Below are 16,138 nucleotides of genomic sequence, written 5' to 3' on the forward strand. Positions count from 1 at the left end.
ATGGTCCCGCACGCCGAAACCCACGGCCCTCTCGACACGCGCCCTATCGCGCCGGACGACATCGGCGAGGCCCGCGAGCGCATCGCCGGCCTGCTGCGCAACGTGAAGGCCACGGACGGGCACCGCGCCGCCGTCACGGCCGCCCTGGCCGCCATCGCGAGCGCCGTGGACGTGCTGATCGAACTCGGCGCCGAAACGGCCGCCCTGGGCGCCCTGCGGGCCGTCGCGGGGCCGCTCGAGGAGCGCGCTGCCTGCCGAGCGGCCGGCGAGCATGGGGAGACAAGACATTGAGCGACGTCGTCGACCTCGAACCTTCCGCGTCCCCTGCCGAAAGCGGTGCCGACGCCGTCGAGCGCCCGAGCATCGCCGATATCGCCTCGCGAGCCATCAAGGTCGCTTCCGAGCGCCAGGCCGACCGCGAGGCCGGCCGCGAGGTCCCCGCCGAGCTGCCCGACGTTTCGACGGCCGTGCCCCGCGAGAGACAGGGCAGGCCCACGGCGAAGCCCCAGGCCAAGCCGGCCACCTCCGCGCCTGCGGAGACCGACGCGCGATCCGCCCCGCCCGAAGCGTCCGCCACAGCGCCCGCGGTTGAAGCCCCCGCGGGGTGGTCAGAGGAGAAGAAGGCGGGATTTGCCCGTCTGCTCCCCGACGCACAGAGGCTCTTGCTCGAACACGTCAAAAGCCAGGACGACGACTATGGGCAGAAATCGCGCAACCTGCAGGCGCAGGCACAGCAGGCAGAGCCCTTTATCCGGGCCTACGTCGACCACGCCGATTTTCTGAACAAGCAATCCGCCGCGATCGGGGCGGCCCCTCACGAGGTCATGTCGAACATGGTCTCCATCCTCCGCGCTGGCACGACCGGCACGCCCCAGGAGCGTCGGCAGGCGCTGGGCTACGTCGCGTACCTGTTCGGGATCAATCCCAACACCCTCGGAGCTTGAGCTATGGCTGAGAACGATTACGGCTTGGCCGGCCTTCCGGCCAACGCTCCTGAAAGCGTCAAGGCGCGCCTGATGGCCGCTCGGCTTCTGGCGCAATCCGCGGCGGCGGCCTCGGCCCCCTACACCAGCAAGGGCGTGGTCGGCCTCAAGGCGATCGAAGGCCTGATGGGTGGGCTGCAGGAGCGCAGCGCGATTCAGGAAGCCCAGCAGGGCCAGGCGGCGCAGCGCGCCATGATGGCGAACTACCTGCTCAACGGAACCTCAACGCCGGCCATGACGGCGGCTGGCGCGGGCGCCTCGGGCGGTGCGGCCCCGGCCACGCCCGGCATGATCCCCGGCTCCGCCCCGACCGGCCCGGCCAACGCCCTGCCGTCCGGCGGTGCAGGCGCGTCCGACTATTTCGGTCGCCTTGGCCACATCGAGAGCGGCAACAGCGACACTGTCAGCAACAAGGCGTCGGGGGCCACGGGGCGCTATCAGTTCATCGGCTCGACGTGGAACCGGCTCGCACAGCAATATCCTGAACTCGGCCTCACACCTGACGGGCGCACCGATCCTGCGCAGCAGCAGCGCGCCATCCAGGCGTTCACCAACGACAACGGTTCGGCGCTGGGCCGCTCCGGCTTTCAGGCGACGCCGGGCAACTTGTATCTCGCCCACTTCGCTGGCGCCGGCGGAGCAACCGCAGCACTGAAAGCCGACCCCAACACCCCCGTGGAACAGGTGCTCGGCGGTGCTGCGGTGCGGGCCAACCCGTTCCTGCATGGCAAGACGGCGGGCGACCTCGTGGGCTGGGCCAACGGCAAGATGGCCGGTGTCGATCCGTCAACCGTGCCAGGCGCGCCGTCCACCGGCGCTTCGACGATGGCATCTGGCATCAACGCGAACGGAGGCGCGCCGATCGGTGACGCCACCGTGCTCGCCGCCAGGAACCGCCTCGCGTCCGGTACAGGCACCGATGCGGACCGTGCGACCGTCAGCACCTACCTGCAGCAGCAGAACACCCCGGCCCCGAGCCGCACGGCCTCGGCCGACGCTCCTGCCCCAAACGCTCAGCCGGTCGCCTCATCGAGCCTGCCGCCCGGCGTGACGCCGGATATGCTCCGTCCCGGCACGCCTGCTCCGTCGCCCTTCGGCTCGATGCCGGCCACCATGGCGCAGCCGGCCGCCTCGCCGGATGCCGCCACGCTCGCCGCCGCCCTTCGGGGGTCGGCCGGTGGTTCGGCCCCGGGTGCCACGCCGCTGCCGGCCATGATGCAGCCGTCCAGCCCGTTCGGTGCCATGCCGGACAGCATGAACCAGGCGCCGGCCGCGGTGCCGGGTCCGACCATGGCGAGCGCACCGCCGCCTTCTCCGCAGCCTTCGCCCTTCGGCGCTGGCCCGTCGCCGATGCAGGGCAACGGCGGTGCCGATCCGAAGATGCTGGCGGCCCTGCTCCAGCGCGGCGCGCCGAACCCGGCCATAGGTTCTCCCGCGCCCGACCCGTCCATCATGCAGGCCGGCGGTCCGACCGCCCCCCAGGCGCCGCCGCTGTCCCCGAGCGCGCTGGCGATGGGCGACCTTGCACCCGGCGGCCCCGGCCCCACCGCGCTCGATCCTTCGGGCGCCGCGCTGCCCCCCGTGGCGGCTTCCGGCATGTCCTCGGACAACCTGCCCGGCATGGACAACTTTGCACCTGACGGCAGCGTGCGTCAGTCGAGCCTCGGCGCCGCTGGCTTCACGGGCTCCCCGGCCGACGGGTCGATGCAGGCGACCCTCGCCGGCAACCTCGCCGGACCGCAGGCCTACGTGGGTGGCCCCCTCGGGCTCGGCACCGGCGCCCCTGATCCATCTGCGCCAGCTCCCTCGCCTGCCGTGCTGGCGGCTGCGCTCCGCCAGCCTGCCGGCCCCTCGGCTCCGCCGGCCCCGACACCCGGCCCGACGTCGGCCCCCGCCCCTATGGTGCCTCCCGCGCCGGCCGGCATCGACCAGAGCGCCGGGCCAGCGCCGATCGCGGCGCTGGGCGCCTCGCCGGACCCGTCCGACGTGGCCGGAAATGCCACGCGAGCGATGCAGGCCGCGGGCATGGACGTCACGGGCCTGCCTGGAGCGGCGCCCAAGCCTCCCGTCCCGCCCTTGCCGACGATGGCCGGCGCCAACGTGCCGCCGCCGGATCTGTCGGGCCTCGCCGGCCCAACCACGCCACCCTCAGGCTCGGGGCTGCCCATCATGGCGCGCGCTTCCTCGAACCCGCCCGCGGCGCTTCAGCAGGACTTCGCCGGTCTCGGGCAGCCGCAGCCGCAAGGGGCCGCTCCTCAGGCGTCCGCGCAGCTTTCGTCGCTGCCGCAGACTGCTCCGCTGCCGCCTCCGGGCGTTCAGTCGCTCGCCGCCGCTCAGCCCCACCCCGACGCGCCGGCACCTGGGGCGGCAACTGCGGGTCCCGCGCCCGTCTCGCCGCAGATGCTCGCCTCGCTACTCGCACAGCAGCCCATGGGGTTGCCGGGCCAGGGCGGGGGCGACCCTTCGAGCCCGCAAGCCTTCATGCGGCAGGAAGCGCAGCGCGCACAGGGCGGTCCATCCCCGGCGGTTCTCAGCGCCGCGCTCCGCGGGCAGACGTCGGCGCCCCAGGCGGCGCCTGTCCAGACAGACGACGGCAACCCGCTCTCGGCGATGGGACGGCTATTCGGGCAGGGTGGAGGCGGCCAGGGGCAGAATGGCGGCAACCCGCTCGCGTCGCTGCCCCTGGTCGGGCAGTTCTTCGGCGGCGGTCAGCAGTCGGGGGCCGGCCCTGGCGAGCAGGCGGCGTCCTCGCCAGCCTATGGTGGCCAGCCTGCGGGGTCGAGCTTCACGCCGGGTGGGCAGGGCGCACAGCCGGCACAGGGCGGCGCTGGGCAGCAAAGCGGACAGGGTCAGAACCCGAGCCAGGCGCAGATCCTCGCCCTGATCCAGAGCCCGTACACGACCCCGGCGGAAATGCAGATGCTGATGTCGAGGCTCAACCCGACGCCGACCATCGAGAAGACGGCGGACGGCAAAATCGTGTCCATCGACCCGCGCGGGAACATGCCGGCCCGAGTGCTCTACTCCGGGCAGGGTTACCGTCCCGCGACGTCCGCGGAGCGGCAGCAGTACGGCATCACAGACGATCGGCCGTTCTCCTTTGGGCCGGACGGCAAGCCCGAGATCGGCACCGTTGACCCGAATGCGAAGGAGACGAACGAGCAGCGCGATTATCGGCAGGTCGCGACGGAGGCTGTGAAGGCGGGTCAGAAGCCACCGTCCTTCGCTGACTATCAGACCACGTTGCGCCATGCGGGCAGTTCCGACCCCGGCCCGGCCGGGCAGGTGTTCGGGGCCATGAAGGAACAGAAGGACCAGGCCGACGCCGCGGCGCGCGCCTTGCCCTCGTTCCAGCAGGCTAACGCGGCCATCAAGGCGGGCGGCATCTTCGGTGCCGGCGCCGATCGTCGCCTGGACATGGCGAAGACGCTGTCCCTGTTCGGCTATCAGGACCAAGGCAACGCGGCGGCCAATACGGAGGTGTTCCGCTCCGCGGTGGCCCCCGTCGTGCTGTCGACGGTCAAAAGCCTCGGGTCGGGCTCGGGCATCTCGGACGCGGACCGCGCCTTCGCTGAGAAGGCGGCCGGCGGCAACATCGAGTTGGAGCCTCAGGCGATCCAGCGCCTTCTCGACATCGGTGAGCGAGCCGCCAACGCCAAGGTGGCCAACTACAACGCCACCTTGGACGGCGTGTATCCGGCGAGCGACGCGAAGAACGGCCAGGTGCGGCAGCTCTTTCAGATCCGCATGCCGGATGCAGGCGCTTCCGCCGCAGCGGCTCCGGCTGCCCCTGCTGCACCGGCTCCCGCCGCCGCTCCTGCCTCCGCTGCGGCCCCTGCCGCGCCTCAGGGCGGTGGCTACCTGCCCGGCGCCGCTCGGGGTCCGGCTCCCGCGGCACAGGCACCACAGGCCGCTCCTTCCGGCGGGGCGATGCCTCCCCCGGCGGCCGTCTCTGCGCTGCAGAGCAATCCGGGCCTGCAGGCTCAGTTCGACGCGAAGTATGGGCAGGGCGCTTCCGCCCGCGCCCTCGGGCAGTGAGGTCCAGCCATGGCGAACTTCTTTGACCAATTCGACGCGCCGGCGGCCTCGGCGACCGCAGCGCAGCCTCAGGCGGCTCCGGCGGCCAACTTCTTCGATCAGTTCGACGCGCCGGCGCAGCCGGCCACGGCGGCACCCCTGACGATCCAGGGCTCCCCGCAGAGCGCCGGGGACGCGCTCGACATGGTCGAGGGCACGGGGTCGGCCGCCTACGACACTGGGCCGGCGGAGGGCGGCGCAACCTACGGCGACCGCCTCCGCAACATTGGCGGCATGGCCGTCGCCGGCCTCGATGGCATCGCCAATTCCGTCCCCTTCACGGATCGGTTGGCGGCGTTGGCGGCGGCCGGGACGGGCATCGGCGGCAAATTCGGGGACTACAGCGGGAACCTGGCGCAGCTCCGGGGCGAGGAAGGCCCCGCGATGGACGCGCACCCCGGCGCGGCGCTGGTTGGCTCCATCGCGGGCGGGGCGGCCGTGCCTATCCCCGCGTTGGGCGCGGTGGCGTCCGGCGCCAGCCTGGGCGGAAAGGTCATTCGCGGCATAGCGGCCGGCGGCGCGCTTGGCGCTGCTTCCGGCGCCTCGTCGAGCCAGGATCTGACCGACCTCGGACAGACAGCGAAGGGCGCCGGGATCGGGGCAATCGTAGGTGGCGGTGTTGGTGCAGCCATTCCTGTGGCCGGCGCTGGATATGGCGCCCTTCAGCGTCTCCTCAGTCGTGACGCCGTCCCCGCCATGTCCGGTGTGACCCCTGCGGCGCGTGACGTGCTGCTGTCGGCCATCGCCAAAGACGGGCCGGAGGCGGTCCAGCGGAACGCCGCGCTCTACGGCGATCCCGCCATGTTGTTCGACTACGGCGCAGGCCTCAAGGGTGTGGCGCAGGGGCTCGCCACCAAGGACGGGCAGGCGGCGGCTGTGGTCGGCGACGCGCTGGGCGCGCGGCAGGCCGCGACCAACGCCCGGGTGCGGACGGGGTTGGACCAGAACTTCGGCCCGGCGCAGGACCCGGCCGCGGTGGCATCTTCGATCGCCGACACGCGCGACGCCGCGACGGTTCCGTTGTTCGCCCGTGCGGCACAGGCCGGCGTGCCCTACCCGGCCGATCTGGCGCAGCGGCCCGCGGTGGCCTCGGCCCTGCGAGACGCCGCCACGGACGCGGCGAACCGGGGCACACCGTTTCCCACCATCACGCTCGACGAAGCCGGCCAGCCCGTCGCATCTCAAGCCGCGCTCGACGCCTACAACGCCGGCACCCGCCCGGCCGTGACGGACGCGCTGGCGGGTGCGCTCGGGGCCGATCCGACGCGGGGCCCTCTGACCATCGAGGCGGCCCTGAAAGCGCAGCGCAGCGCCGCTGCCGACCCGCTCTATGCGAAGTGGCGCGACACGCCTGTGCCGATGACGCCGGCCCTGCAGGACATCCTCAGTCGACCGAGTGTGGCCCGCGCTCTGCCCGATGTAGAGCGCAAGGCTGCGGACCAAGGGCGCAGCATCTACGCGAGGTCGAGCGGTCCGGCCTCGTCGTGGGAGCGCGATCCGCTGGGCTCGGGCACCGTGCCGGACTTCCCCGGCGACGCGGTGCCCGGCATGCCCGCCACGCCGGACAACACCTATTTCAGCAACTTCCAGAAGCCGACACCACCCGACATGCCGCGCCCGCAGACGGCGCGCGACGTCATCCGCGGCCTGGGTGGCGTGCGGGACAGCGGCGGCGACCTCGCCGCCCGCGGTGTCGACGAGATGGGACCCGGGATCGGCACTCTGTTGCACCCGCCTGGCTCCGGCAAGGGCGTGTCGGCCGACGAGGCGAGCCAGGTTCTGGCGCAGCTCGGCTACTTCGGCGCCGACACCGAGGCGGCGATGCGCGGCCGGAGCACGTCGCTTCTGGCCGACGTCCTGACCAACCACCCGAGCTATCCCGAGGGCGCGGCGTCGGAGGCCTGGGCGGCCCACGACAACGACATGCGGGACTGGCAGCAGTGGAAATCCGACACCGCCGGCGACACGCGTTATCGCGATCCCGCCATGCCGGGCCGCGGGCCCGCACCGTCCTACGCGCCCGAGGATATGGGCCTGCCGCCGGGCGGCGAAGGGTCGGCGCAGCGGGTGCCGCCCGTCACGGCTGAAGGGCTGGACTACGTCGGCCGCACCCTGCGGGACAAGATCGACGCGGCCCAGCGTGCCGGGAACAACGACGACGCCAGGATCTATTCCGGGCTCCGCGATCAGCTTCTCAACGCCGTCGACAACCACCCCGACGAAGGCGTCCGCGGCGCGTGGCAGGCGGCCCGTGACGCCTACAAAGGGCCGTCGCGTGAGATCGACGCGCTACAGGCAGGGCGCGAGGCGCTGGCCGACGGCGTGACGGTGGAACAGATGCGGAGGGACTTCGCGGCGCTGGGCACCGATGGAGAGCGGCAGCAGTATCGCAACGGCTTGTTCAACGCGATGCGCGACAAGCTCGGGAAGGCGAGCGACACGGCCAACTTCGTTCGCACGGTGGCCGGCAATCAGGCGATCCGAGACAAGTTCGCCACGGTGGCACACTCCCCGGCGGCGCTCGACGCCTTCAACGCCACGATGGGTCAGGCGCAACAGCGGTTCACTGAGGCGACGCGGCCGACTGCCGAAGCCTGGCACCAAGCGCTTGCGGCGCTCGACGCCCGCGCCGCCAAGGGAGAGCCGGGCATCGCCGCGCCTCGGGACGCGTTGGCCGCGCACATGGCGCAGAACCCGGATTACGCTCGAGCCCGGGGCATCCAAGCGGAGTATGGCGGCCTGCAGGACGCCATCGGATATGGGCGGCAGTCCCTCGCCGGGGGTGCCGATCCCATCTGGCCATCGGCCTATGCGGCTCGCATCGGCGAGATGTCGCCTGCTGCCGTCGCGGCCAATCGGGTCGGGCAGCGCGCCACCATGGAGGAGGCGGTCGGCCTCGCCCCGAACGATCAGCTCGCCATCAAGCGGCTGCTCGGGGTCGGCAACACGCCTGGATTCACAGCGCCGAACGTCACCCCAGGCGCACCGGACCTGTCCAGCTTCAACGCGGAGAAGCTGGCGACCTCCTTCGGGCACGAGCCCGTGGCCCGGATGCAGGAACTACTCAACGCCAACGACGCCTTCAACGACACGTTCAACGGCGTGGTGCGGAACAGCGCCACGGCGCGGCGGCAAGCCATGGTCGAGGCGCTGAAGGACGCGGATTGGAAGCCGCGGGACGTCATGGACGCGCGGTCCGACCACGCCACCGGGATCGGCCTAGTGAAACAGGGTGTCGCCAAGGCGGTCAACGCGGTCGGTCATGCCCTGCAGGGCGCCCCGTCCAACGCGGCCCGAGACCTCGATCTAGCTCGCCTCGGCACCCTGACGGGGCCAGATCGCGGCGAGGTTCTGTCTCACCTTCTCGACCGCCTGCCTGCTTACCAGGGCCGGGAAAGCGCGGTTCAAGCGAAACAGCGGGAAGCGATGATCGCGGCGGCGCTGCTCGCCGGCGGCGGCAGGCAGGCCGTCATGGATCGGCCCTCCCCGTCCCCTTCGACCTTGGCGAAAGCCCTGCGGCAGAGAGTTCAGCGATGACGGGCGCGGCGGCCGTCGACCACAAGAGCGATGATGAGCATAAGGGCGATCCATGCACCTCCAAGCATGACGAAGCTTCCGAAGCTCATGGCTTGGCTGGCGATCGTGAGAGCCGTTCCGATTGCCGTCATGGTCCCCAACGTGAGGAGGCCGAGCGCGATGTTGCGGTCGGTCACGTCCTGGTCGTTGAAGCCGACCACGCGGCCAGCGCGGCGCTCTCGGCCGCGCCACCAGATCGGGATGAGGGCCAGCACACCCAGGCCCCAGATTCCACCCGAGATCCACAACATGACGTCGAGCGGGATGGCGGACACGGCGCGGCCTCGTCGGTGAACGCCGCGACCCTCGCGCAATCGACCCCGGCCTGCAACCCGGCTGCAACCACGCTGGAGCACGCCGACGCCATGCTCGACTATCTGCGGAGCGTCTCGGCCGGGTACGGGCACGAACTCGCCCGGGCCATGCTGGCGTCGTCGACCTATTACCTGCGCGAGACCTTCGGGCAGGCCCACGCCCTGGCGGTGACGGCGGACCTCGTCGCGCCGCTGGCGGCCTCGGTGGAAGGCGTGGCTTCGGGATCGCCCTCAGCCGATCTGCCTGCCGTGACGCTGCACTGACGGGCCGCCTTGCCCTCCTGGCCGTACTGTCGGCGCGGCGCTGCTGCTCGCAGTGATCTCTTGTGGGGCCGGTTCTCTCGACGCTCCTTATTCGGTGTCGCTCTTGCGGCGCCTTTCCTCGGCCCACTCCTCCTGCTTCAGGGCGTAGCCGACCAGGTCCTTGTACCGGTCCAATTCGCACTGCAGGCCCTTGGCGCTGGCCCGCAAGGCCTCGACCTCGGCCAAGGCATCGGCCAGCGCTTTCATCGCCAGCCGCCGCTGCCCTTGGAATTTCGCCTGCCGTTCCCTGTTGCTCATCGCCATGGCCACCTCCGTCACTAACGGGACGGTCGGGCCTGAATCAGCAAGGGGCAACGTCGTGTTCCCTGTTCCCCAACGGCTTCGGGGAACGGGGAACAGTGGGGAACATGGTGAGGTCGCCGGACCCCTGATCGCTTGACGGAGAGCACCTTCGCCTGTCTCGTGCTGGAGTTGAGCGTAGGGTGGGGGCGTCCGGTGATTCGTGCTGTCGAGGCGCGGTTCCGTTGATCACGGAACAGCACACAAAGGAGATCCTGAGTCGTGCCTTTCTGCTCGCTATAGCGGGAAGGGCTGGCTTCAACGTACACAAAGGTGAACTTGACTACGGGGTCGACTACATCGTGGCCAGTGTTCGCTACAGTGCAGCTCGCTCCAGATATATTGAGGATGGACCAAACATTCATCTTCAGCTTAAAGCCACCGTCGATTGGGAGATCGATGGAGACCGGATCGTTTACGATCTCGAAGCTAAAACATGGAACGATATGGTTGAGCGAGACGTGACCCGTCCGCTTTACCTCGGTCTTTTGTGTTTGGAGCCAGACATGGACAAGTGGCTGGTTTGTAGCGAGGAACGTATGGTCCTCCAAAACTGTCTTTACTGGTACGACGCGACGGGTCAGGCGCCGACGCCGAACACAACGACCAGGCGCACGCGCATCCCGCGCGCGAACCTGTTGACCTCGGACAGCCTCGTGGCATTGATGGATGCGAACCGGGCCGCCGTCAGGGCACATCGATGATCGAGGATCTGCCCAATCTTCAGCTCATGCGACGATATCTGCGGGCTCAGGGCTGGACGCACCAGGCGTTGAAGCCCGTAGCACGCGCCATCGGCGCGCCGGTGAAAGAGCTCGATCTCTACATCCGGAACGACCCCGACTTCGGGGATCTGGAGCTTGTGCTGCCGAAACATTCGGGGATTGTTGGAACGCCGGAGCGCGTCGAGCAGGCCCTGCGCACGTTGTCCGGCCTGTTGGAGAAACCCATTCCCGAGGTGGTCGACGAGGTGCGTGCCGTCGCTTTCGACAAGATCGACGCGGCCCTCCCGAACCCGTCAGATACCTGGGACACCATCCCCTTGCGGGTGGCCGACACTTTCCTTCGCCAGACCAGAGCCCTGCTCGTGTTCACCGCCGTGTCCGAGTACGAGGCGAGGTCCGCTGACGCGCCGGGGCCGGAGGCAGATCACTACGGGGACCTCTGCCGCTTCGGACATACCTTCCACGGCAGCTTCGGCTTCAGGATCTTGTCGCCAGTTGGACCTCACGAGGAACTGGAACTCGACGTCATCGACAACCCGCCGCCTCCCGAGCGGCAGATCGTGCGACGCTTGCGCGATGGGTTTCGTGCGGTGACCGCAGCCGTCGAGGCCGCTGATCCCGCCGCTCTCGTCGGTCGCGCTCGCCAGGGATTCGGCGCCGACAGCTGCTTCGCGCTGGCGCGGCTGTTGGAACGGGCCGAGGCGCAAACGGTGAAGTTCGACTTCACCTTCTCGCCGGAGTGGCGCCTCCCCGACGGAGAAGCGAAGCACGACGTGTTCGAGATTCCGACCTCGGCCGTCCAGCTGGTCCGCGAGGCGGGGCGCGAGCTTCGGGTCAAGCCACCGGAAGCGTCGATCGAGATCCGCGGGCGTGTCGTCCGCATGAAGTCGGAGTTCGATCCGGCCGACCTGTTCCACCCTGAAGGGCGGGAGATCGGGGTTAGGTGGTCGAGCGACGACTTCGGAGACGTCAACGTGAGGATTCAGCTCACCCCGCAGGACTACGACGCCGCCCTCGAAGCTCACCGACGCGGGCGTGACGTCGTCGTGAAGGGCGTGGTCGAGCCCTGGGGGCGCAGCTACCAGATCAACAAGGTCGAGGCGTTCAGGACGGCGTGAAGCCTCCTTGCGGATCACCTCGCGGTTGCGCCATCCTGCCGGAAACGGAGGGGGAGAGCATGGCCATAGACCTGCACTTCGAGTGCGCCAGCATGTCAATCGAGGGGCACTTCTACCGGATCGCGCTCGACAGTGCCGAGGTTCGGTGCGATTGCGGGGGCTACTCGCTGCGCTGGTGCTCGCACATCGAGGCGACGCTGGTCTACGGTGAGCGCGGCATGGTGCGTCCAGAACACCGAGAACGCGCCGATGCCGTGATGGCCGCCGCGGCCAAGTTCAGCTTCGCCGCCCCACCCGAGTGGAAGGCGGCATGGCGGAAGCTGCTCAGGTGGCGCGGGCTCACGCCGAGCCGTGTGTTCCATCCCTCGACCGTCGGCGAGTCCGGTCGTCCCGTGGTCTGCTTCACCGGCGCCATGCCGCGTCCGCGAAAGGAGCTCGCCGCCGAGGCCGAGAATGCCGGGTGGGAGGTGATCGACGGCCCCCACCGCTTGACGGCCGTGCTGGTAGCCATGGACCCCAACGGCAAGTCGGGCAAGCTGCAGTTCGCCCGCCGGCACGGCATCCCGATCGTGCCGCTCGACCTGTGGCAGGCCGTGATGAGCGACGGGGAGATCCAGGCCAGCTAGGACGAGGTGACCGGCCAGGACAGCAACTCGTCGACCCGAAGTCTCGTAAGGCGCCACGCGTCCGGCAACGTCTCCCGCGTGCCGGCGCCGGCCGCTTTCGGGCCTCGCTGGTAATCCTCGTGCAGGATGGTGTCGCCACGGCCGCCTGACGCCGCCTTGAGGCGTTCCGCTATCTCGGCCGGCCATGCGAGATAGACCCTTGGCAGGGCGTCTTCGGCGACGCCCTTGAACTGCACGAGGCACAGGGCGGTCCGGGGCTTGTGGCGGGCGAGCCAGAGGTCGGCGGCGTCGTGGTACCTGGCGCCACCGATCCTCGAGAGCTGAGACTGCGTCAGGCCCCATGACCCGTCCTGGCTGCCTTTGACCGACACCTTCAGCATGGCCTCGCCGCGGGCGACGATGAGATCGTACTCGGGTTGGTTGGCCCCATACTGCATCGAGACGTCGAGACCGAAGCGGGCGAACTGAGCTGCCGAGATCGCCTCGGCGGCCGTGGCCACGTGCCAGCTGTTCATTGAGGCGCCAATCACTCCAGCGGGGTCACGTAGCTGCAACGCGCGTATGCCCAGGCTATCATGTCCCCGCGGCTCAACTCCTCACTGACGATACCGTCATGCTCGCAGGAGAAAGACAGCCCGTCGCCTTTACCGGCAAGCCAGGCCGCGTACCGGTAGGCGTCGCACTCGTCGCCGGCGCAGGGCTTCCGCGTCGTCGTGCCGTCGGCATGCTTCACGTTCACGACCCACATGCGCGGCTCCGTGGTGGTCAGAAGCCGAACTCGATCGGCTTGAGATCGCCGGGGTGGATCATCACCTGCCCCTGCGCATCGAGCCGGCCGGCGTCGACCTGTTCGGCCGCTTGTGAGACCGTGCGCCCCACCTCCGAACTTTATAACGAGTAGAGCGCCGCGAGTTGGGTCGCTCATGAGATGAGCGTAGCTGACGAGACCTCGGCCGCAAGCCCGAGATGCACTCAGGCTCGCTGGGTATCACTCACTTGTAAAGGGCGGTCTAAAATCAGGCCACTCCTCCGCCACTTCCAGTCGCATTCGTCCGATTGGCTTTGGCTTGTGGTTTTCCACTAGGGCCCTAGATTGCCTGGCGTATCAGGGATGCGGGTACCTCACAGAGGTTGAGCGCAGTGGCCTGGATTTGCTCCGCCGCGTGGCCTGGTTTTAGACCGCCCTACACACTCACTCCTTTCGCACCGTCTTGGTTGCGGTATCGTGGCGCGCCTCGACCAAGGGTCATGTCCATGCGCTGCGCCGCTACCTTGCTTGTAACGCTGGCCCTCGTGACGCCATCGCGCGCGGCCACGTTCAACGTCGGTGGCTTCGCTGGCAGTACGCCTATCATCGACATCCACGGACCGCTGCTCGACGGGGACGATCGCAAGTTCGACCTGTTCGCCGACGCGCTGCCTTGGGCCGTCGTGCGCCTCGACAGCCCAGGCGGCCAACTGTGGGCCGGGTTGAGCATCGGCGAGGCGATTGCCAGGAAGGGCTACGCGACCTTCGTCGCCTCTGGACGCGTCTGCGCTTCCGCCTGCGGCTTCGCATGGCTGGCCGGGCAGCCGCGCATCAAAGCGCAGCTCGCGATGGTCGGCTTCCACGGCGCGTACGCACAGATCGATGGCAGGACGGAACAGACGGGCTCCGGGAATGCCATGGTGGGCGCGTACATGACGAACCTGCACCTCGGCTATCAAGCCGTCGTCTTCGCCACCTCGGCCCGGCCGGATGACATGCTGTGGCTCACCCCAGAGACAGCGAAGGCATCCAGCATTCCGTATGAGACCCGGGATGAAGTCGAGACTACGTTCTGGAGCGAACCGCAGGCGGCATCAGCGATCGCCCCAACTATCCCTCAACCCTACCATCCACCACCGGGGAAGCCGGTGCCGAAGCCACCGAAGAGCCCCGTGATTGTAGACGTCGAGCCTAAGAACAACGCTAGCGTCTTCGACCCCGCGGACATCAGCAAGCTGCTGAACGCCTCGCCTCCACGTCATTGACTCTCAGCCGCGCTGGCGTGCGTGCGGGCCGCCAGGAAGCGGAGGATGGCGAGGTTGGGGGAGAGCTTGGTCATGGCATCGGCCGATGGACGATGCACAGCGCCAGTGTCGCTGCGATGGCGCCGAACAGGGCGAGAGCGACAATATCGGGGGTAGAAATCACGGATTGTCCCCTAGCCCGGCCAGCCAGTCGAGTAGCCTGCCGCCGCGGTCCGGCACCGGAAGATTGTCGTCCACCCAGCCCCGACGCCTGAACGCTTCGATGATGGCCTTCACGTCCTCGTCGGAGGTCCCATTGACGAGCCCCCGCGCATGCTCCAGCGGCACGTCTGATCGCATGATCTGGACCAGCGCATCCGCCCGCATACCGACCTCAAGGGCGCTCATCGTCATTCGCTCGCTCCTGCCTTCCGCAGCCGCACCCCGGCGCCGCCGCAGTTCTCGGGGATGAAATCGACGCCGGCGGCCTCGAGAACGGACCGGATGGCGACACCGTCTGGCTTCCGCATCATTGCCATGCCGTCGACCGCCTCGATCCTGACCACGAGCCCGAGAGCGACCCCCGCGTCCCTGGCGAGATCGGCCTGTTCCATGCCGGCGAGGAGGCGGCCCTCCCGAATCTGACGTCCTGTGAGGATCACAGTTCGACCTTCCGCAGCCGGACACCCGGCCCCTCGCCGTTCGTCTCGATGAAGATGACGCCGGCTTTTTCCAGACAGACGCGCAGGGCAGCGGTGGCGTGGCCTGGCCCCGTGGCGTCTGTCTCGGCTCTCGTGACGGTGTTTCGATGCACGCCTGATCGTTCGGCGAGGTCTCGCACCGTCCAATTCAAGAGCGCGCGTGCGGCCCTAATTTGTGCGCTTGTCACCATCTCAAATCCGGTTTATGGTGCCCTTGTCACCACGAAGGGGACGTTAGCACAAAGGCCGTGCAATGACTACCACACTCCGCTTATTGCCCGCCGCCGCGCGGTCGACCCGCACGGCACCCCGGCCCTCGCTGCTGACGGCAGCCAGCCGTTGCGACTCCGGCGCCGTGATGCGTCTCGCCCACGACCTGGCGCGCGACGACGTCGCCGATGCCGTCCGCCGCGGCCGGGTCCGCCGCTACAAGGTCGCCCTCCGCGACGCCCTCCGGTCGGCGTGGTCGACGGCGCAGACCCAGCGCTGGTGCCACGAGCGCGATGCCAAGTTGGCCGCCCTGCCTACCGCCCATTCTGCCATCCTGGCCGAGCGCACCGCCGCGCTGATGATCGACAGCACCTGCCGCATGGTGGTCGAGCTGTCCGCCATCGATGCCCGCGCCGCTGCCATGGGCCTGCGGCTGTGAGCGCCGCCCAACGCGCCCGCCTCGTCGCCGGCTTGGAGCCGTGGGCGTCAGCCCGGCCGCAGTACCGGCTCAAGCTGCGCTCGAGTCCGATCCCCTTCGACGTGCTGTCGGACGAGGCCCTGCGCGAGTTGCGCGGCCGCATCGCTCACGACGTCCGCCGCGAGCGTCACCGCCGCGCGGCCTGAACCCTTTCGGCGCCGGGTTGGCGCCTGCCTGTGGAGCCCACCCCTATGCCCTTCGACCCCGACATCACCCGCTGCGCCGTGGTCGCAGCCCTGGCCTGCCTCGCCGCGGTGTGGCTGCGCACCTCGCCCTTCTGGGCGCTGAACACCGCCCGTCCCTTCGTCCTCGCCCGCGTGCGACCGGACGGCCCGACCCGCTTCCGCTCCGCCGCCGACTGAACCCTCGCCGCAGCCCGAGGGCGCGGCCCGACCAACATTCCCATCACCGCTGGAGATCGACAACATGCCCATGACGCGTGAACGACCCCGCACGCCCGCTTTCCTGCCGCCGGCGCCGCTGCCGAGCCTGTCCGACGCCCTGGCGCGCCGGGCCGCGATCTTTGGGCCCGTCGAGGTCGACGAGGCTGCTGCAGTCCCGCGCAGCGTCCTGGCGCGCATGGGGATCGCACTGCGCCAGGCGGCGGACCTGTTCGACCCCGCCCGGGCATCTGCGTGAGTGCGCCCCTGTCCCCTCAGCCGTCAGTGCCCCTTAAAAGGTGCGGACGTCCGCGCTCAACCCCACTCGTGCGGCTGCGATCGCACGCACGCGGAT

20 protein-coding genes are annotated in these 16,138 nt (G+C 69.5%); 13 read left to right on the plus strand and 7 right to left on the minus strand.

From position 1 onward, the window contains the following. From D3273_RS22845 to D3273_RS22860, 4 genes are read left to right on the plus strand one after another with little or no spacing between them, the layout of a single operon-like run. Positions 1-291 carry a hypothetical protein gene (locus D3273_RS22845; RefSeq protein ID WP_129229209.1) on the plus strand — a complete coding sequence of 97 codons (291 nt, stop codon included), beginning with the start codon at positions 1-3 and terminating at the stop codon, positions 289-291. Further along, a complete protein-coding gene (locus D3273_RS22850) occupies positions 288-944 on the plus strand; it encodes a hypothetical protein (protein ID WP_129229210.1) in 657 nt (218 codons plus the stop codon). Before D3273_RS22845 ends, D3273_RS22850 begins: the two co-directional genes overlap by 4 nt. A gap of 3 nt (positions 945-947) precedes the next feature. Then, the gene (locus D3273_RS28415) at positions 948-5,021 is read left to right on the plus strand and encodes a hypothetical protein (protein WP_165359621.1); all 4,074 of its coding nucleotides are present in this window, start codon (positions 948-950) and stop codon (positions 5,019-5,021) included. A gap of 9 nt (positions 5,022-5,030) precedes the next feature. After that, positions 5,031-8,597 carry a hypothetical protein gene (locus D3273_RS22860; RefSeq protein WP_129229211.1) on the plus strand — a complete coding sequence of 1,189 codons (3,567 nt, stop codon included), beginning with the start codon at positions 5,031-5,033 and terminating at the stop codon, positions 8,595-8,597. On the opposite strand, the gene D3273_RS22865 is transcribed toward D3273_RS22860, so the two are convergent. Then, positions 8,588-8,911, minus strand: coding sequence for a hypothetical protein (locus tag D3273_RS22865; RefSeq protein ID WP_129229212.1), 324 nt, complete (start codon positions 8,909-8,911; stop codon positions 8,588-8,590). The genes D3273_RS22860 and D3273_RS22865 overlap by 10 nt on opposite strands. A 15-nt stretch (positions 8,912-8,926) precedes the next feature. Here D3273_RS22865 and D3273_RS22870 point away from each other — a divergent pair, with 15 nt between their 5' ends. Continuing rightward, positions 8,927-9,214: a hypothetical protein gene (locus D3273_RS22870; protein ID WP_129229213.1), complete on the plus strand. Its 288-nt coding sequence runs from the start codon at positions 8,927-8,929 to the stop codon at positions 9,212-9,214. A gap of 87 nt (positions 9,215-9,301) precedes the next feature. On the opposite strand, the gene D3273_RS22875 is transcribed toward D3273_RS22870, so the two are convergent. Beyond that, positions 9,302-9,517: a hypothetical protein gene (locus D3273_RS22875; protein ID WP_129229214.1), complete on the minus strand. Its 216-nt coding sequence runs from the start codon at positions 9,515-9,517 to the stop codon at positions 9,302-9,304. Between the two features lie 221 nt (positions 9,518-9,738). On the opposite strand from D3273_RS22875, the gene D3273_RS22880 reads away from it, so the two are divergent. From D3273_RS22880 to D3273_RS22890, 3 genes are read left to right on the plus strand one after another with little or no spacing between them, the layout of a single operon-like run. Further along, complete coding sequence (locus tag D3273_RS22880) at positions 9,739-10,257, plus strand: DUF4365 domain-containing protein (protein WP_165359622.1); 519 nt, start codon at positions 9,739-9,741, stop codon at positions 10,255-10,257. Further along, entirely contained in the window at positions 10,254-11,396 is a 1,143-nt protein-coding gene (locus D3273_RS22885; protein WP_129229216.1) for a hypothetical protein, read from the plus strand. The genes D3273_RS22880 and D3273_RS22885 overlap by 4 nt, the downstream gene beginning before the upstream one ends. 59 nt (positions 11,397-11,455) lie before the next feature. Further along, entirely contained in the window at positions 11,456-12,022 is a 567-nt protein-coding gene (locus tag D3273_RS22890; protein WP_129229217.1) for a hypothetical protein, read from the plus strand. Here the strand turns inward: D3273_RS22890 and D3273_RS22895 are convergent. Both D3273_RS22895 and D3273_RS22900 read right to left on the minus strand, forming a co-directional pair. Beyond that, complete coding sequence (locus D3273_RS22895; protein WP_129229218.1) at positions 12,019-12,537, minus strand: hypothetical protein; 519 nt, start codon at positions 12,535-12,537, stop codon at positions 12,019-12,021. The genes D3273_RS22890 and D3273_RS22895 overlap by 4 nt on opposite strands. An 11-nt stretch (positions 12,538-12,548) precedes the next feature. Beyond that, complete coding sequence (locus D3273_RS22900) at positions 12,549-12,770, minus strand: hypothetical protein (protein ID WP_129229219.1); 222 nt, start codon at positions 12,768-12,770, stop codon at positions 12,549-12,551. Positions 12,771-13,270: 500 nt separating this feature from the next. Here D3273_RS22900 and D3273_RS22905 point away from each other — a divergent pair, with 500 nt between their 5' ends. Next, the gene (locus tag D3273_RS22905; RefSeq protein ID WP_129229220.1) at positions 13,271-14,035 is read left to right on the plus strand and encodes a hypothetical protein; all 765 of its coding nucleotides are present in this window, start codon (positions 13,271-13,273) and stop codon (positions 14,033-14,035) included. A 159-nt stretch (positions 14,036-14,194) separates the two neighbouring features. Here the strand turns inward: D3273_RS22905 and D3273_RS22910 are convergent, their stop codons facing one another. From D3273_RS22910 to D3273_RS22920, 3 genes are read right to left on the minus strand one after another with little or no spacing between them, the layout of a single operon-like run. After that, positions 14,195-14,428 (minus strand): hypothetical protein, encoded by a 234-nt coding sequence (locus D3273_RS22910; RefSeq protein WP_129229221.1) that lies wholly within the window; start codon positions 14,426-14,428, stop codon positions 14,195-14,197. After that, a complete protein-coding gene (locus tag D3273_RS22915) occupies positions 14,425-14,676 on the minus strand; it encodes a helix-turn-helix domain-containing protein (RefSeq protein WP_245501343.1) in 252 nt (83 codons plus the stop codon). The genes D3273_RS22910 and D3273_RS22915 overlap by 4 nt, the downstream gene beginning before the upstream one ends. Further along, complete coding sequence (locus D3273_RS22920) at positions 14,673-14,906, minus strand: helix-turn-helix domain-containing protein (RefSeq protein WP_129229222.1); 234 nt, start codon at positions 14,904-14,906, stop codon at positions 14,673-14,675. The genes D3273_RS22915 and D3273_RS22920 overlap by 4 nt, the downstream gene beginning before the upstream one ends. Before the next feature lie 167 nt (positions 14,907-15,073). On the opposite strand from D3273_RS22920, the gene D3273_RS22925 reads away from it, so the two are divergent. The 4 genes from D3273_RS22925 (at position 15,074) to D3273_RS22935 (ending at position 16,042) form a co-directional block, all read left to right on the plus strand. Then, a complete protein-coding gene (locus tag D3273_RS22925) occupies positions 15,074-15,364 on the plus strand; it encodes a hypothetical protein (RefSeq protein WP_129229223.1) in 291 nt (96 codons plus the stop codon). Then, entirely contained in the window at positions 15,361-15,549 is a 189-nt protein-coding gene (locus tag D3273_RS22930) for a hypothetical protein (protein ID WP_129229224.1), read from the plus strand. The genes D3273_RS22925 and D3273_RS22930 overlap by 4 nt, the downstream gene beginning before the upstream one ends. 45 nt (positions 15,550-15,594) lie before the next feature. Then, positions 15,595-15,765 (plus strand): hypothetical protein, encoded by a 171-nt coding sequence (locus tag D3273_RS28420; RefSeq protein WP_165359623.1) that lies wholly within the window; start codon positions 15,595-15,597, stop codon positions 15,763-15,765. A 70-nt stretch (positions 15,766-15,835) separates the two neighbouring features. Then, positions 15,836-16,042 carry a hypothetical protein gene (locus D3273_RS22935; RefSeq protein WP_129229225.1) on the plus strand — a complete coding sequence of 69 codons (207 nt, stop codon included), beginning with the start codon at positions 15,836-15,838 and terminating at the stop codon, positions 16,040-16,042. Positions 16,043-16,138 lie beyond the last annotated feature (96 nt).

The sequence above is a fragment of the Lichenibacterium minor genome (assembly GCF_004137685.1).
Taxonomy (GTDB): domain Bacteria; phylum Pseudomonadota; class Alphaproteobacteria; order Rhizobiales; family Beijerinckiaceae; genus Lichenihabitans; species Lichenihabitans minor.

Excerpts from the sequence above, each read along its gene's own strand:
- D3273_RS22845 (WP_129229209.1), top strand. The coding sequence starts at position 1 with ATGGTCCCGCACGCCGAAACCCACGGCCCTCTCGACACGCGCCCTATC.
- D3273_RS28415 (WP_165359621.1), top strand. The coding sequence starts at position 948 with ATGGCTGAGAACGATTACGGCTTGGCCGGCCTTCCGGCCAACGCTCCT.
- D3273_RS22860 (WP_129229211.1), top strand. The coding sequence starts at position 5,031 with ATGGCGAACTTCTTTGACCAATTCGACGCGCCGGCGGCCTCGGCGACC.
- D3273_RS22875 (WP_129229214.1), bottom strand. The coding sequence starts at position 9,517 with ATGGCGATGAGCAACAGGGAACGGCAGGCGAAATTCCAAGGGCAGCGG.
- D3273_RS22885 (WP_129229216.1), top strand. The coding sequence starts at position 10,254 with ATGATCGAGGATCTGCCCAATCTTCAGCTCATGCGACGATATCTGCGG.
- D3273_RS22890 (WP_129229217.1), top strand. The coding sequence starts at position 11,456 with ATGGCCATAGACCTGCACTTCGAGTGCGCCAGCATGTCAATCGAGGGG.
- D3273_RS22895 (WP_129229218.1), bottom strand. The coding sequence starts at position 12,537 with ATGAACAGCTGGCACGTGGCCACGGCCGCCGAGGCGATCTCGGCAGCT.
- D3273_RS22900 (WP_129229219.1), bottom strand. The coding sequence starts at position 12,770 with ATGTGGGTCGTGAACGTGAAGCATGCCGACGGCACGACGACGCGGAAG.
- D3273_RS22905 (WP_129229220.1), top strand. The coding sequence starts at position 13,271 with ATGTCCATGCGCTGCGCCGCTACCTTGCTTGTAACGCTGGCCCTCGTG.
- D3273_RS22910 (WP_129229221.1), bottom strand. The coding sequence starts at position 14,428 with ATGACGATGAGCGCCCTTGAGGTCGGTATGCGGGCGGATGCGCTGGTC.
- D3273_RS22920 (WP_129229222.1), bottom strand. The coding sequence starts at position 14,906 with ATGGTGACAAGCGCACAAATTAGGGCCGCACGCGCGCTCTTGAATTGG.
- D3273_RS22925 (WP_129229223.1), top strand. The coding sequence starts at position 15,074 with ATGCGTCTCGCCCACGACCTGGCGCGCGACGACGTCGCCGATGCCGTC.
- D3273_RS28420 (WP_165359623.1), top strand. The coding sequence starts at position 15,595 with ATGCCCTTCGACCCCGACATCACCCGCTGCGCCGTGGTCGCAGCCCTG.
- D3273_RS22935 (WP_129229225.1), top strand. The coding sequence starts at position 15,836 with ATGACGCGTGAACGACCCCGCACGCCCGCTTTCCTGCCGCCGGCGCCG.